This window comes from Pseudomonas sp., assembly GCF_033723075.1.
In the GTDB taxonomy this organism is placed as follows: domain Bacteria; phylum Pseudomonadota; class Gammaproteobacteria; order Pseudomonadales; family Pseudomonadaceae; genus Aquipseudomonas.
Genome location: NZ_JAWVXU010000016.1, coordinates 18309 through 33046, shown reverse-complemented (window position 1 = coordinate 33046; position 14738 = coordinate 18309). Strand labels below are relative to the sequence as shown.

The following is a 14738-nucleotide window of genomic DNA, read 5'->3' as shown; positions in this document are numbered from 1 at the left end:
TGGATATGGATTATCTGGTAAAGGCCGGGGATACCCTGGGCATGATCGCCCGCAGCCACAACACCACGGTCGCCACCCTTATGCGCCTCAACCCGCAGATAGAGAATGCCGACCGTATTACGCCCAAGCAGGTCATTCGTCTCCCAGGTGAACAAGTCCAACAACGGCAGACCCGCAACGTGGGTCAGGTCGCTGATTGCAGCGAGTGCGCCGACAAATATGTCGACTTGGTGCACCAGGCCAATGAGAAGCTATTCATCCCACTAACGGCGGAAATGCAGCGTGCCTTTCAACAAGAAGAAGCGCGCCTCGAACAACTGATCGCGCAGTTTTACGCCGGACTGGAAGGTACTGCCGAGGCTGTTCGCGAACATAAAACCGTCTTTATTTCCTTGCTTGAAAAAGAGCGGGTGATCGACGAGGCCAAACCCAGTGAGCCGTTCCGCCTGACCGAAATCCGTCGCCTAAAGGGCAACAAGCATTACAGCTACGTGCGCCGCGACGATTTCTGGCAACCGGTCAAACGCCATCGCAGCTACGCCATCAAATCGCAGGATGAAGCCAGCCGCCAAGGCTGGTACGACCCGGCAAGCGGCAAGCTCGATACAGAAAAAATGCTCGGTGCCATTGCTGACGATCTGAAAAGTCCCGAACTCAAAGCTTCCTGGACGATCTCCGAGGCGTTCGCCGACTGGTGCCTGCTCGAATGGCAAAGTGACCCGGCCAGCTGGCGGCCCATCGACGGCATGGACCCCATCACCGTGGGGGCCGAAGCCCAGGCCCTGCGCTTCGCCATCGGCGCCAGCATGAGCTCCGGCTTCGACCCTCTGGAGCGCAACGCCCATATCGCCGCCCAGGCCAGCACCAGCGCCAGCCTAGTAGAAGCCAAGGGCAGCATGAGCACCGCTTGGCCGGCGGAAGAACACAGCGAATGGAAAATCATCTACCTAGACGATAACGGCCAGGAACAAGAGTCATCCCTTGGCAAGTTTCGCTGCAAGGTAGAGCTGGAAATTGCTGGTTTCGCCGGCGCCAGTGCCTTGCTGGCCGCCGATGTACAGATCGACATGGAAAGCGGCATTCCGCGCCTGAAGGGCGTCGGCGGCGAAGAATATCAGAAAACCGCCGAAGGCCCCGCCAAGCTCGAAGCCAGTGCCTTCGCCGGTGTCCGCGCCGATGGCAAACTGGAAGGCAGCGTCGAATGGCAGGACACCCTCGCCAGCAACGCAGAGTGGAATGCCATCTGTACTCTGGGTGTGGGAGCAGGGGCTGCCTTGGGCCTCGGGGCAGAAGCTCGTCTACTGCTTAAATGGAGCCCCACGTCAGGAAAATTCTATTTCAATGTGCATGCCGGACTGGTGGCTGGAGCCGGGGCTTCCGGCGAACTGGGGGCCGAGGTCGATGTTGGTGAGTTCGTCACCATGCTGCACTGCGTTTATAACGCCTTGCTGGAAGTGGATTTCCGCCATGTAGAAAGCATCGAAGGAAATGCTTTTGAGCATCTGTGCGACTTCGCCGTTCATAGCTTGCTAATGGGGTCGCCTGTTAATGCGGCAATCATTGTGCTCGGCACGAAAGCTGCTGATGAACTTGCAGCGGCTATTACCGACTTTATAAAGTCTCATAAAAATTCTATCGACCGTGAAACACTAGCTATAAAAACCGCTGACAATATTTTACGTGACGCCCAACAGGGAAAAACCAGCTGGTTACGCCACGCTCCGCCTGAGGTAAAGGGACGTTTGCTGGATATCGTCTGCTACGACTACGGATTTACGCCTCTAGACCGCTACACCTTTGGCGCCAACTCCCGCGAAAGTGCCATTCTGACTCTACTGGAAAGCAGTCAGAGCTGGCGCGATTATGAAGAAACCGTTACCAGAATGAATACCAAAGGCAAGAAAGGAAATTTCAACGCAAATCGCCAGCGTATTGACGACTTTATGCGTCCATATAAAGGTCGTCTGATCGGGCCGATTGAGACACGCTTAAAACCCACCAAACCCGTGGCCAATCAACCAGTACAGATTGCTCGGCATATTGAGCTCAGTGGAATTCGTTATGCGTAAATTTAAACCGGCAGTCTACCTACTGACTCTGCTATTGGCCGGTTGTCAGGCAGCTGATCCGCCACCAAAAGATGAGTTCGACCAGCAATTGGCGGCAAAACTGCCAAATGCAAATTACGAAACCCGGCAAAGGGTACGAGAAATACTCCGCAAAACACTGGCCAACCAAACCTTTATTGAGGGGGGAACTTTTACCATGGGCGACTGGGGTGCCGTCGGTGACGATGGTGTCTGGAGACCTTACTTCCCCCCAGCGGCAGAAGAAGACAAGGCTCATCAAGTAAGCCTAAGCAGTTACACCTTAGGGAAGTATGAGACCACTTGGGAGGAATACGACACCTTTCTGTTGGCCACTGGCCGCCCTATTATCCTGCGTGCGACAAGTCCGGGAGAAGGGATTTTACTTGAAGAAAAAGAGCGGAGTCCCTACGAGCAAGACCCTGAAGATGCGTGGTATATCAAGAAGCCGGCTATGGATCGCTGGCAAGACGCCAAGGACTATTGCCTATGGCTGGGCGAACTGACCGGTCAGCCCTTCGATCTCCCCACAGACGCGCAGTTCGAATATGCGGCTCGTAATCGTGGAGAAAAATGGCTGTACGCCACCCACGACGGCAAACCAGTTGAGTACGGCGACCCTTACTATGAGCGTCTGGACAGGTTTGGCGCCCCTGTCGGCACGCAACTGCCACCAAACCCCCTCGGCCTCTATGACATGGGCGAAAACGCCAAGGAGTGGGTCAACGACTGGTACTCGCCCACCTACTACCGCGAGCACCCGGAAATTACCGACCCCCAAGGCCCGGCCAAAGGTACCGAGAAAATTGTACGAAGCCTGGGCGTTAGTGGTTTGGCATTCAGCTTCACGCACTACGGACGCCCAGAAATATTGGATATGGGACACCTAGTCAGAAATGGCTTCCGCTGTGCAGTCAACAGCCCTACTCCCGTGGCGTTGAAGATTCCCGAATGACGCCAACAGCCAATTACGTCCGAAGCTCTGTCGCTCTGGTTCTCGTTTCGGGGATTCTGGAGGGTCGTTTCATGAAGCCGATCGCCCCTGAAGAGCCCTGTATTGAACTCCAATACCCGGCCCCAGGTGTCATTTAGCCGGCACGCTGGTGATGACTACTTCGATTCACCCGTTCAAGGAGGAAATCCACATGCAAAAACGCTATTACACCCTCGCCCTGCTAGCCGCCCTAGCCCTCACCGGCTGCACCGGCAACTACAAGTACAGCGACGATCAATACCGCCCCCTGGGCGAACCGCAAGCAGTGCAACGCGGCAACTGACCGCAAGGAGTTAACAACCATGGAACTGGTCTTCGATGTGGTCAGTGCACAGCAGTTCGTGCCGGGTCTATTGACCACCAAAACCTTCAAGCAAGCCGGCGGCATCATTGGTCGGGCGGAGGAATGCGACTGGGTGATTCCGGATCGCAAGCGCGTGCTGTCCAGCCGGCATGCCGAGGTGAGCTACCGCGATGGCTCCTTCTTTATGACCGACACCAGCAGCAACGGCATTCAGCTGAAAGACAGTGGCGCCAGCCTGCGCAAGGGCCAGGCGCAACGCATCGAGCACGGCAGCGTGTACTGCTTCGGCGAGTTCGAGATTCGCGCGCGGCTGATTCAGGATCCGGCGCTGTTCGCCGGTGAGATCGGTCGCGCGCAGGCGGCCGGCAGCATCATCCCGGACGACGCCTTCCTCGACCTCGACCCGCTGACCGCCCTCGAACAGCAGGAGCGGGTGTACGCCGAGGTCGACGACCTGACCGCGATCATCCGCCCGCATACGGTGCAGGCGCAGCAGCGCGATTACGCGCAGATCGACGAGGAAAACCTGCAGGTACCCGAGCTGGTGATGCCGACGCCGGCAGCGCAACCCAAGCGCGCACCGGAGCCGGTACGCTTGCCGCCAACCTTCTGGGAAAAATTCGGCGAGGCCCTCGGGGTCAAGCTCGACGACCTCGACGACGACGGCCGTGAAGCCCTGGCGCTGCATGCCGCCAAGCTGCTCAAGCAGAGCGTCGGCAGCCTGCAACAGAGCCTGCGCACCCGCAGCGAGCTGAAGAACGAGCTGCGCCTGGCCCTGACCACGGTGCACAGCGCCGGCAACAACCCGCTCAAGCACACCGCCGACAGCAGCGAAGCGTTGACCGCCCTGCTACGCGGCGGCAAGCCCGGCGCGCTGTCCGCTGAGCAGACCATCAGCCGCAGCTTCCGCGACCTGCAGGCGCACCAGGTGGCGCTACTCGCCGCCAGCCGCGCGGCGGTCAAGGGCATGTTCGAGCAACTGTCGCCGGAGCAACTGAGCCTGCGTTTCGAACGCGAAGGGCGCAAGCCGTTGATCGCCACCGCCGGCAGTCGCTGGCGCGCTTACCGTCGCCTGCACAGTGCGCTGGAGCAGAACGACGACTGGAGCGACCGTCTGTTCGCCCGCGACTTCGCCAACACCTACGAAGAACAGGTTCGCCTGATCGCCACCCTCAACAACGACGCTCAAGGATGATCCCCATGCATCGCTTTTTCCCCCTGGCCCTGCTGGCCGCGTTACTGGCCCTCGGCGGCTGCTCGGCGCTGTCGCCGTATTCCGCGATGACCAAGCTCGACCTGAGCATCCGCGGCAGCGAACAGCTCAACCCGGACCTCAATGGCCGGCCCTCGCCGATCGTCCTGCGCCTGATCGAACTCAAGCACCCGGTAGCCTTCGAAAGCGCCGATTTCTTCTCGCTCTATCAGCGACCGAAAGAAGCCCTGGCGCCGGATATGGTCACCCTCGAAGAATTCGAGCTGCGCCCGGGCGAGCACCGCGAAATGAAGCTGTCGGTGCAGCAAGGCAGCCGCTACGTCGGCGTGCTGGCCGCCTACCGCGACCTGCCGGAAAGCAACTGGCGCGTGGTGATCCCGCTGCAGGAACAGGCGCGCAACAGCAGCGAGCTGGTACTCGATGCCCAGGGCATCAAGGCGCTGGACGACAACGCCAAGGAAGGGAAATAAGCCATGGCCATGCATAAAGTGGTCTGGCAGGAAGGCATGCTGCTGCGTCCGCAGCACTTCCAGCAGAACGACCGTTACTACGACTACCAGTTGAAAACCCGTACGCAGAAGCTCGACAGCTACGCCTGGGGCTTTTTCGAGCTGGAGATCGACCGCCAGTTCCTCAATATGGGCAAGCTGGTGGTGAGCAAGGCCAGCGGCATCCTGCCCGATGGCACCCTGTTCGACATCGGCGCCGAGCGCGAGCCGCTGGCCCTGGACGTGCCGCCGAACACCGGCAACACCCCGGTATACCTGGCCCTGCCGCTGGTCACCGGCAACCATATCGAGAGCCGCCGCCCGGAGCAGCAGGACGTGCTGGCGCGCTTCACCGCCTTCGACGAGGAAGTCGCCGACTCCAACGCCGGTGACAGCGCCTCCAGCCAGGTCAGCTGCGGCCGCCCGGACTTCCGCCTGCTGCTCGGCGAGCAGCAGCGCGACCAGGCCTACGTCAAATTGCAGCTGTGCGACGTGCTCGACACCACCCCGGACGGGGTGATCAGCCTCGACTCGGAGTTCATCCCGACCTACGTCAACTTCCAGGCCTCGGGCTACCTGCTCAGCTGCCTGAAAGAAGTGATCAGCATGCTCGCCCACCGCGGCGACATCCTCGCCGAGCGCATCAGCGCCACCGGCAAGGTCGGCGGCGCGGAAGTCGGCGACTTCATGATGCTGCAGCTGATCAACCGCTTCGAGCCGGTGCTGCGTCACTACCTGGGCATAGAACAGGTGCACCCAGAGCAGATCTACCGCGAACTGCTGGGCCTGCTCGGCGAGCTGGCGACCTTCTCCAGCGAGATCAAGCGTCCGCGTCTGGAAGGCCGCTACCTGCACAGCGACCAGGGCCTGAGCTTCCGCAAGCTGATGGATGCGATCCGCCAGGTGCTGTCGATGGTGCTCGAACAGCACGCCATCGAACTGCTGCTGCAACAGCGTCAGTACGGCATTCAGGTGTCGCCGCTGCACGACCACAAGCTGCTCGGCACCTCCAGCTTCGTCCTCGCCGCCAGCGCCCAGTGCGATTCGGAAGAACTGCGCAATCGCCTGCCGGCGCACCTCAAGGTCGGCCCGGTGGAGAGCATCCGCCAACTGGTCAACCTGCACCTGCCGGGGATCAAGGTCAAACCGCTGCCGGTGGCACCGCGGCAGATCCCGTTCCACTCGGGCAAAACCTACTTCGCCTTGGAGCTCGGCTCCGAGGAACTGGCGCAGCTGGAACGCTCCGGCGGCTTCGCCTTCCACGTGTCCGGCGAGTTCTCCGGGCTTGAGCTGAAATTCTGGGCGATCAGGAACTGACGATGACTACCAAGGAAATGGAATACGGCCAGGACGACAAAACCGTCATCCTCAACCGCAAGGGCGATGCCCCGGCGCACAGCCCGCTGACCGACTTCGCCGCCCCGCCGAAATTCGAGCAACTGGAAGAGCGGATGATCTACGCCGCCCGTCTGCGCCCGGCGGAAACCTTCAATATCAGCCTCAACCCGCTGGTGGCGGCGGCTTCCAATCTGCTCTCGGAAGTGGTGCGACTGAAACACAGTTTCGACAGCGAAGACCTGCTCGCGCTGCACCCGCGCCTGGCCAGCGCGATCAAGCTGTTCGAGCACCGTGCCCTGCATGAAGGCGCCGAAAGCAGCCAGGTGATGGCCGCGCGTTACGTGCTCTGCACCGTGGTCGACGAGGCCGTGGTGACCACGCCCTGGGGCAACGAGAGCGAGTGGTCGCAGATGAGCCTGCTGTCGAGCTTCCACAACGAAACCTTCGGTGGCGAGAAGTTCTTCCAGCTGCTCGAGCGCCTGTCGCGCAACCCGGTCAAGCACCTGCCGATGCTCGAATTGATGTACCTGTGCCTGTCCCTGGGTTTCGAGGGCAAGTACCGCGTATTGCCGCGCGGCATGCTCGAACTGGAAGCGGTGCGCGACAGCCTGTATCGGCAGATCCGCCAACTGCGCGGCGACGTGCCGCGGGAAGTCTCGCCGCACTGGCAGGGCCTGAAGGATACCCGCAGGCGCCTGGTGCGCATCGTGCCCTGGTGGCTGGTGGCGCTGTTCAGCCTGATGTGCCTGGGCGTGATCTATGGCGGTTTCGCCTGGGTACTGGGCGAACAGCGCGAGACTATTTTGCAGCCGTACGAGCAACTCGACCCGTCCGCGGGTGTAAGCATGGATGATCAGAAATGAAGAGCTTTTTCGGCAAGTTAGCCGCCTTTTTCCGCAAGACCTGGGTCTGGAGCCTGTGCCTGGTATTGGTCCTGGCGCTGCTGGTGTGGTTCGTCGGCCCGTTGCTGGCGGTCAACGATTACAAGTTCTGGGAGTCGACCACCAGCCGCCTGCTGACCATCAGCGGGCTGTTCCTGGTCTGGGGCCTGGCCATGGTGTTCGCCAGCTGGAAGGCCACCGCGCGCAAGAAGGCCGAGGAAGACGACGCCGACGCCCAGGAGCGCCTGCGCCGCGAAGGCAGGATCGGCGAGGAACAGATCGAACTGCGCCAGCGCTTCAAGCAGGCGTTGCACACCCTCAAGCGTTCCAGCCTGTACCGCGGCCGTAGCGAGAAGTGGCGCAACGAGCTGCCCTGGTACCTGCTGCTCGGCCCCCAGGGCAGCGGCAAGACCAGCCTGCTGGACTTCTCCGGCCTGGACTTCCCGCTCAACCGCGGCGAGCAACAGCGCCTGACCAAGGACGTCTCCGGCACCCGTTACGCCGACTGGTATTTCGCCGACCACGCCGTGCTGATCGATACCGCCGGCCGCTACCTGACCCAGCCCGACCCGCAGATCGACGGCCGTGCCTGGGACTTCCTGCTCGGCCTGCTGCGCAAGCGTCGCGCGCGTCCGCTGAATGGCGTGCTGGTGAATATCCCCCTCGAACACCTGCAAGGTGGCAGCGAGATCGAGCTGGAAAACCTGGCGCGGCAGACCCGTCAGCGCCTGCATGAAATCAATCAGCGTCTGGGCGTCGATGTACCGGTGTACCTGGTGCTGAGCAAGGCCGACAAGGTGCTGGGCTTCGACGAGTTCTTCGACCAACTGTCGCGCGAGGAAAGCGATCAGGTGCTCGGCGCCAGCTTCCGCAAGGAGCAGAACGCCACCGACGTGCAGGTGATCCGCCAGGAGTTCGAAGAGCTGCTGCGCCGCCTCAACAGCCAGGTGATCCTGCGCATGCACCAGGAGCGCGACACCCAGCGCCGCGGCCGCATCCTCGATTTCCCCCATCAGCTCGGCCTGATCGGCGAGCGCCTGTGCCTGTTCAGCGAGCTGGCCTTTACCGGCAACCGTTACCAGCGTGCCAGCCAATTGCGCGGCTTCTACCTGACCAGCGCACCGGAGCTGAACAACCAGCTCGACCCGAGCACCAGCGGCATCGGCCGCAACCTCGGCCTGGCCAGCAGCGCCCTGCCGACCTTCCGCAGCGGACGTGCGCGCTTTATCAACCACCTGCTGAGCCAGGTGATTTTCCCGGAAGCGGATCTCGCCGGTCTCGATCAGAAGGAAGTGCGACGTATCGATTGGGGTCAGCGCGCCATGTACGCCGCCGCCTTCGTCTTCCTGACGTTGTTCGGCGCGCTCTGGGCCAACGGCTTCTCCGGTAACCATGACCGTCTGGAACAGCTGCGCGATATCGCCCAGCAGTTGACCCGGCAACGCGGCAGCATCGGCGCCCAGGACGACGCCCTGCAAACCCTCGAGGCTCTGGACAGCAGCTATGCCGCGACCCAGGTGTTCCCGCCGGTGGACGAAGCGACCTACCTGCAACGCGGCGGTCTGTATCAGGGCGAGAAAGTCGACCCGATATTGCAGCGCGTCTACCGCGGCGAGCTGGAAAACCTGCTGCTGTCGCGCGTCGGCCGTCAGCTGGAAGCGCAGGTGCGCGCCAACCTGAACGACCGCGAGCGCCTGCTGGGCAGCCTGCGCGCCTATCTGATGCTCAACCTCGAAGAACGTCGCGACAAGGCCCTCCTGCAGGAATGGCTGGCCGCCGACTGGTCGCTGCGCTATGCCGGCAACAGCGCCGGCCAACGCGGTCTCAACCAGCACTTCGAGCGCCTGCTGTCCGAGTCGTTCGCACCCTATTCGCTCAACGAGCCGCTGGTGGCTCAGGCCCGTCAGGTGCTGCGCAGCGAGTCGCTGGCCAACGTGGTCTACCGCATGCTCCGCGAACAAGCGCGCAGCCTGCCGGAGTACCGCCTGAGCCAGAAACTCGGCCCGCAAGCCCTGCTGTTCGCCGGCAGCGATTACGCCATCCCGGGCTTCTACACCCAGGTCGGCTACCAGAAAACCTTCACTGCCAAGGGTGCCGACCTGGTGCGCGATATCCTGCGCGACAACTGGGTACTCGGCGAAGGCGACACCCTCAGCAACAACGACCTCGGCCGCCTGCTGGTGGAAATGGAGCAGCTGTACTTCCGCGACTACGCCAACTACTGGGGCGAAGCCCTGGCCCAGCTGAGCCTGGAGCCGATCGGCAGCGCCAATCAGGGCGCGATGCAACTGGCCGGCCTGACCGCCGCCAACTCGCCGCTGCTGCAACTGCTGGTGGAAGTGCGCGACAACACCCGCTTCAAGGGCATGGCCGAGGCCGCGGACAGCGCGGGCGAAGCCGCCGAGGCGCTGAAAGGCGCCAGAGGCAAGCTGGGTAAGGTCGCCAAACTGGCCGGCGCCGCCGCCGAACAGGCGCAAGCGGCCCTGGTGAAGAACCTGCCGGACACCGCACGGAAAACCCTGGAGCGGCGCTTCGAACCGCTGCATCGCTTGCTCGACGACAACGGCGGCGCCGGCCCGGAACTGGCCGCGACCCTGCAAGCACTGGACGATCTGCAACGCCAACTGGCCAGCCTGACCCACGCCAGCGCCCCGGAACAGGCGGCGTTCGAACTGGCCAAGGCGCGCATGGGCGGCAGACGCGACGCCATCAACCAGGTGCGCAGCAGCGCCGCGCGCCTGCCGCAGCCGGTCGGCAACTGGCTCGGCCTGCTCGCCGAAGACAGCTGGATGCTGGTGCTCAACGACGCCTACCACTACCTCAACCAGCGCTACAAGAGCGAGCTGTACGCCGCCTATAAGGGCTCGCTGAAGCAGCGTTATCCGTTCAGCGCGCACAGCGAAAGCGACGTGGCGATCGCCGACTTCCGCGAGTTCTTCAAGGACCAGGGCATCGCCGAACGCTTCTTCGACGGCTACCTCAAGCCCTTCGTCAGTGGCAGCGCCGGCCACTACCAGGTGCGCCGCATCGACGGCCGCGGCTTGCCGTTGTCGCGCGAGTTCCTGTTGCAGATGAGCCACACGCAAACCATCCATCGCAGCTTCTTCGCCGAGAACCCCAACGAGCCCAAGGTGCTGTTCAAGCTCGAACCCTACTCGCTGGATTCCAGCCTGGGCCGTGCGGACTTCCGCTTCGGCAGCAAGCGCATGGAATACCGTCACGGGCCGATCGTGCAGACCGCCTTCAGCTGGCCGGCCAAGGCCAACGAAGGCCGCACCAGCCTGGTGGTCGAGGAACTCGGTGGGCATAAGGTCGGCATCGAAATGAACAGCGGGCCCTGGTCACTGTTCCGCCTGCTCGACCTGATGAGCGTCGACTACCACAGCGGTCGCGACGTGCTGATGCTCAAGGCCGACCTCGGCGGCCGGCACGCCAACTACCTGCTGCACAGCCAGCGCTCGCCGAACCCGTTCGATCTCGACCTGCTGCGCGGCTTCAAGCTGCCGGCAACGCTCTGATGACGGAGGCCATTGTCAGCGCGTGGCGTAGCGCCGCGCGCACCGAGACCGGCAAGGTGCGGGGGCGCAACGAAGATGCGTTCCTGGCCCTGCCGGAGCAGGGCCTGTGGGTGGTCGCCGACGGCATGGGCGGGCACCAGAACGGCGCCCTGGCCAGCCGCCTGATCGTCGAGTCGCTGGCCGAACCCAGCGAAGGCGATTTGCAACAGCGCCTGGCCGAGCTGCGCAGGCGCCTGCACGGGCTCAATCGCCGGCTCGGCCAGGAACTGACGGTCACCGCCGCGCAACCGGACCCGGTGATCGGCAGCACCGTGGTCGCCTTGCTGATCGAGGGCGACCGCGCCGCCTGCATCTGGGCCGGCGACAGCCGCTGTTACCTGTGGCGCGGCAGCCGTCTGTACCAGCTCAGCCGCGATCACTCGCTGCTGCAACAGCTGATCGACGAACAGCAACTCAGCCCGGCCGAGGCCGCCCGCCACCCGGCGGCCCACGCCCTGACCCGTGCCATTGGCGCCAGCGAAGAGCTGAAGCTGGAGATTCTCGAACTGGATATTCTGCCCGGCGATGCCTTTCTGCTGTGCAGCGACGGCCTCTATCAGGATCTGTCGGCCGACGAATTGGGCGCCGCGCTCAACCTGCCGTCGCCGCAGCTGACCCTCAATCGCTTGTTCCAGCGGGTGCTCGACGGCCCGGCGCGGGACAACCTGAGTGCGGTGGTGATCCGCCGATGAGGAGCCAAGGATGAGCGAACGCCTGCTCGACGAGCCGTTAGCGGTAACCGACGAGGCCAGCAACCTGACCTACTTCGCCCTGGCCGCCACCGCCGCCAAACCGGCGGAAAAGGCGCCCAGGCCGGTAGTCAGCGAACTGCCGGAGGTGCTCGGCGGGCGCTACAGGATCGAGCGCCTGCTCGGCGTCGGCGGCATGGGCGCGGTGTATCGCGCCCGTGACCTGCTGCGCGAACAGTTCGGCGACCCCGAGCCCTATGTTGCGCTGAAAACCCTCAGCGACGACTTCGCCGAATACCCGGACGCCAACGCCCTGCTCTACAGCGAATTCGCCCTCACCGCGCGACTCACCCATCCCCATGTGGTGCGCCTGTTCGGCTTCGAGGTCGATGTGCCGAGCCAGCGCGCCTTTCTGATTCTCGAACTGCTCAAGGGCCTGACCCTCGATCAATTACTCTGCGAGCGACCCGAAGGTTTGCCCTGGAGCGAGCTGCAGGAAATCGCCATCGCCCTGCTCGAGGCCCTGAGTTATTCGCACAGCCTGGGCGTGCTGCACGGCGACCTGAAACCCAGCAATGTGATGCTCGCCGAAGACGGTTTGCGCCTGTTCGACTATGGTCTCGGCCAGCCGGTGGAAGGTCTGCTGCCCGGCCTGCCGCGTCTGTGCCGCAACCGCTTTACCGCCTGGACTCCGCGTTACGCCGCCCTGGAACTCCTCGACGGCGCACCACTGACCGCCGCAGCCGATGTCTATGCCCTGGCCTGCGTGCTTTACGAGTTGGCCAGCGGCCGTCACCCGTTCCGCCGCCTCAGCGCCAAACAGGCCAAGGCGATGGAACTGGATAAGCGACTGCAACGGCCGGAGCAACTGCCGGCGCACTGCTGGCCGGCGTTGCGCACCGCCCTGGCATTCGAGGAGGCGCAGCGCGGCATCGATTGCGCGCAGCTGCTGGCGGTGTTCCGCCAGCCTACGCCGAGCCGCTGGTCGCGCTGGCTGGGACGTAGTTGATCTCAGCTGATGCAGCATCAATGGATGAATTTTTTACAAGGAAATCAGCATGTTCAACCCGGCCAATGCAACCCACTTCAGCCTGACCATCGAAGGCCTCGAACACGACCTGCAAGTGCTCGAGTTCAGCGGTCGCGAGGCGATCAGCCAACCCTATCGCTTCGAGCTGGAGTTGATCAGCGAGCGGCCGGACCTCGACCTGCAAAGCCTGCTGCACCAGCCGGCCTTTCTTGCCTTCACTCCCGACGGGCTCGGTGTGCACGGATTGATCTACCAGGTCGCCCAGGGCGAATCGGGCAAGCGCCTGACCCGCTACAAGATCTCCCTGGTGCCGCAGCTCAGCTACCTGATCCACCGCAGCAACCAGCGCATCTTCCAGCACCTGACGGTGCCGCAGATAGTCGCCCAGGTGCTGGAGGAGCACGGCATTCAGGCCAACGCCTACCAGTTCCAGTTCGGCCCGACGGTCTACCCCGAGCGCGACTATTGCGTGCAGTACGACGAATCGGACCTGCACTTCATCCAGCGCCTGTGCGAAGAAGAAGGTATCCACTACCACTTCCAGCACAGCCAGCAGGGCCATGTGCTGATCTTCGGCGATGACCAGAGCGCCTTCGGCAAACTCGGCCAGCCCACTGCCTACCTGCAGGACAACGGCATGACCGCCATTGATCCGGTGGTCAAGCGCTTCGCCGTACGCCTGGAAACCCGCACCAGCCGCACCAGCCGCCGCGACTACGATTTCGAAAAGCCGCGCCTGCAGCTGGAGGCCGGTTTCAAAGCCGAACGCGACCCCGAAGCCAAACCGCTGCCGGATCTGGAAGACTACGACTACCCCGGCCGCTACACCGACCGTACGCGCGGCAAACACCTGAGCCAACGCCACCTCGAACGCCACCGCGCCGACTACCGCTTGGCCGAAGGCCGCAGCGACCAACCGAAACTGCTCAGCGGCCACTTCCTCGAACTCTCCGACCACCCGCGCCAGGACTGCAACGACCTCTGGCTGCTGCACGAAGTCATCCACCAGGGTAAACAACCGCAAGTGCTGGAAGAGTCCATCACCGACTTTTCCAGCACCCTACGCGGTCAGCCCCCTCTCCCCCCGGGAGAGGGTTGGGGTGAGGGCCAGGCGGGCACCACCGATTTCATCCAAGGCTACCGCAACCGCTTCACCGCCACCCCCTGGGACATCCCCTACCGCCCACCGCTGGCACACCCCAAACCGCGCGTGCTCGGCAGCCAGAGCGCCGTGGTCACCGGCCCCGCTGGCGAAGAAATCCACTGCGACGAATACGGCCGAATCAAAGTGCAATTCTTCTGGGACAGACACGGCCAGGCCGACGACAAGACCAGCTGCTGGCTGCGCGTCTCCAACAGCTGGGCCGGCGACAACTACGGCGGTATTGCCATCCCGCGCATCGGCATGGAAGTGCTGGTCACCTTCCTCGAAGGCGACCCCGACCAGCCGCTGGTCACCGGCTGCCTGTACCACAAGGAACACGTCGTTCCCTACGACCTGCCGGCGAACAAAACCCGCAGCCTGTTCAAGACGCTCAGCTCACCGGGCGGCGCCGGCTACAACGAACTGCGCATCGAAGACAAAAAGGGCGAGGAGCAGATCTACCTGCACGCCGAGCGCGACTGGGACGAAAACATCGAGCACGACCAGAAAATCCGCGTCGGCAACGAACGCCACGACAGCGTCGAAGCCAACAGCTTTACCGAACTCAAAGCCGAAGAACACCTGACCGTCAAAGCCGAGCGTAAAGTCGAAGTCAAACCCGACGACCACCTCACCGTCGGGCAGAACCAACACATCAAGCTAGGCACCGCCCAACTGACCAAAGCCGGCCGCGAAATCCACCTCAAAGCCGGGCAAAAAATGGTCATCGAAGCCGGCGTCGAACTGACCCTCAAAGCCGGCGGCAGCTTTATCAAACTCGACCCCGGCGGCATCACCCTCAGCGGCCCACTGGCCAAAATCAACGCCGGCGGCGCGGCGGGCAAGGGCTCGGGCATCGGCATCAAACCACCGGTGCTGCCGGGAGCGGCCGATAGCGACAAGGCGGGCGATGTGTTGGAGCAGGCGCAAGGGAACGAACTGCTCAGTACGCCAACAAAGCGCAAGCGCATGCTCAACTTCTCCGGTTAACAGGGATCAAGCGCGGGCCGTCA

The 14738-nt window shown here is 62.9% G+C and carries 11 protein-coding genes; all 11 read left to right on the top strand.

What is annotated here, in order from left to right; all coding sequences use genetic code 11:
• Positions 1 to 5 precede the first annotated feature (5 nt).
• The 11 genes from R3355_RS18135 (at position 6) to tssI (ending at position 14715) form a co-directional block, all read left to right on the top strand.
• Positions 6 to 2069: a LysM domain-containing protein gene (locus R3355_RS18135; protein WP_318962476.1), complete on the top strand. Its 2064-nt coding sequence runs from the start codon at positions 6 to 8 to the stop codon at positions 2067 to 2069.
• A complete protein-coding gene (locus tag R3355_RS18130) occupies positions 2062 to 3042 on the top strand; it encodes a formylglycine-generating enzyme family protein (protein ID WP_318962475.1) in 981 nt (326 codons plus the stop codon). Before R3355_RS18135 ends, R3355_RS18130 begins: the two co-directional genes overlap by 8 nt.
• Before the next feature lie 190 nt (positions 3043 to 3232).
• A complete protein-coding gene (locus tag R3355_RS18125; RefSeq protein WP_318962474.1) occupies positions 3233 to 3364 on the top strand; it encodes a type VI secretion protein in 132 nt (43 codons plus the stop codon).
• Positions 3365 to 3383: 19 nt separating this feature from the next.
• The gene (gene tagH, locus R3355_RS18120; RefSeq protein WP_318962472.1) at positions 3384 to 4580 is read left to right on the top strand and encodes a type VI secretion system-associated FHA domain protein TagH; all 1197 of its coding nucleotides are present in this window, start codon (positions 3384 to 3386) and stop codon (positions 4578 to 4580) included.
• Positions 4581 to 4585: 5 nt separating this feature from the next.
• Positions 4586 to 5068, top strand: coding sequence for a type VI secretion system lipoprotein TssJ (gene tssJ, locus R3355_RS18115; protein ID WP_318962471.1), 483 nt, complete (start codon positions 4586 to 4588; stop codon positions 5066 to 5068).
• Positions 5069 to 5071: 3 nt separating this feature from the next.
• Positions 5072 to 6403, top strand: coding sequence for a type VI secretion system baseplate subunit TssK (gene tssK / locus R3355_RS18110; protein WP_318962470.1), 1332 nt, complete (start codon positions 5072 to 5074; stop codon positions 6401 to 6403).
• Between the two features lie 2 nt (positions 6404 to 6405).
• Entirely contained in the window at positions 6406 to 7287 is an 882-nt protein-coding gene (gene icmH, locus R3355_RS18105; protein ID WP_318962469.1) for a type IVB secretion system protein IcmH/DotU, read from the top strand.
• Positions 7284 to 10823 carry a type VI secretion system membrane subunit TssM gene (gene tssM, locus R3355_RS18100; RefSeq protein ID WP_318962468.1) on the top strand — a complete coding sequence of 1180 codons (3540 nt, stop codon included), beginning with the start codon at positions 7284 to 7286 and terminating at the stop codon, positions 10821 to 10823. Before icmH ends, tssM begins: the two co-directional genes overlap by 4 nt.
• Positions 10823 to 11554: a PP2C family serine/threonine-protein phosphatase gene (locus R3355_RS18095; RefSeq protein ID WP_318962467.1), complete on the top strand. Its 732-nt coding sequence runs from the start codon at positions 10823 to 10825 to the stop codon at positions 11552 to 11554. Before tssM ends, R3355_RS18095 begins: the two co-directional genes overlap by 1 nt.
• A 10-nt stretch (positions 11555 to 11564) precedes the next feature.
• Positions 11565 to 12560 (top strand): serine/threonine-protein kinase, encoded by a 996-nt coding sequence (locus R3355_RS18090; protein WP_318962466.1) that lies wholly within the window; start codon positions 11565 to 11567, stop codon positions 12558 to 12560.
• 49 nt (positions 12561 to 12609) lie between these two features.
• Positions 12610 to 14715, top strand: a complete 2106-nt coding sequence (gene tssI / locus R3355_RS18085) for a type VI secretion system tip protein TssI/VgrG (RefSeq protein WP_318962464.1) — start codon at positions 12610 to 12612, stop codon at positions 14713 to 14715.
• Positions 14716 to 14738: the final 23 nt, after the last annotated feature.

Excerpts from the sequence above, each read along its gene's own strand:
- R3355_RS18130 (WP_318962475.1), top strand. The coding sequence starts at position 2,062 with ATGCGTAAATTTAAACCGGCAGTCTACCTACTGACTCTGCTATTGGCC.
- R3355_RS18095 (WP_318962467.1), top strand. The coding sequence starts at position 10,823 with ATGACGGAGGCCATTGTCAGCGCGTGGCGTAGCGCCGCGCGCACCGAG.
- R3355_RS18135 (WP_318962476.1), top strand. The coding sequence starts at position 6 with ATGGATTATCTGGTAAAGGCCGGGGATACCCTGGGCATGATCGCCCGC.
- tssI (WP_318962464.1), top strand. The coding sequence starts at position 12,610 with ATGTTCAACCCGGCCAATGCAACCCACTTCAGCCTGACCATCGAAGGC.
- icmH (WP_318962469.1), top strand. The coding sequence starts at position 6,406 with ATGACTACCAAGGAAATGGAATACGGCCAGGACGACAAAACCGTCATC.
- tssM (WP_318962468.1), top strand. The coding sequence starts at position 7,284 with ATGAAGAGCTTTTTCGGCAAGTTAGCCGCCTTTTTCCGCAAGACCTGG.
- R3355_RS18125 (WP_318962474.1), top strand. The coding sequence starts at position 3,233 with ATGCAAAAACGCTATTACACCCTCGCCCTGCTAGCCGCCCTAGCCCTC.
- tssJ (WP_318962471.1), top strand. The coding sequence starts at position 4,586 with ATGCATCGCTTTTTCCCCCTGGCCCTGCTGGCCGCGTTACTGGCCCTC.
- R3355_RS18090 (WP_318962466.1), top strand. The coding sequence starts at position 11,565 with ATGAGCGAACGCCTGCTCGACGAGCCGTTAGCGGTAACCGACGAGGCC.
- tagH (WP_318962472.1), top strand. The coding sequence starts at position 3,384 with ATGGAACTGGTCTTCGATGTGGTCAGTGCACAGCAGTTCGTGCCGGGT.
- tssK (WP_318962470.1), top strand. The coding sequence starts at position 5,072 with ATGGCCATGCATAAAGTGGTCTGGCAGGAAGGCATGCTGCTGCGTCCG.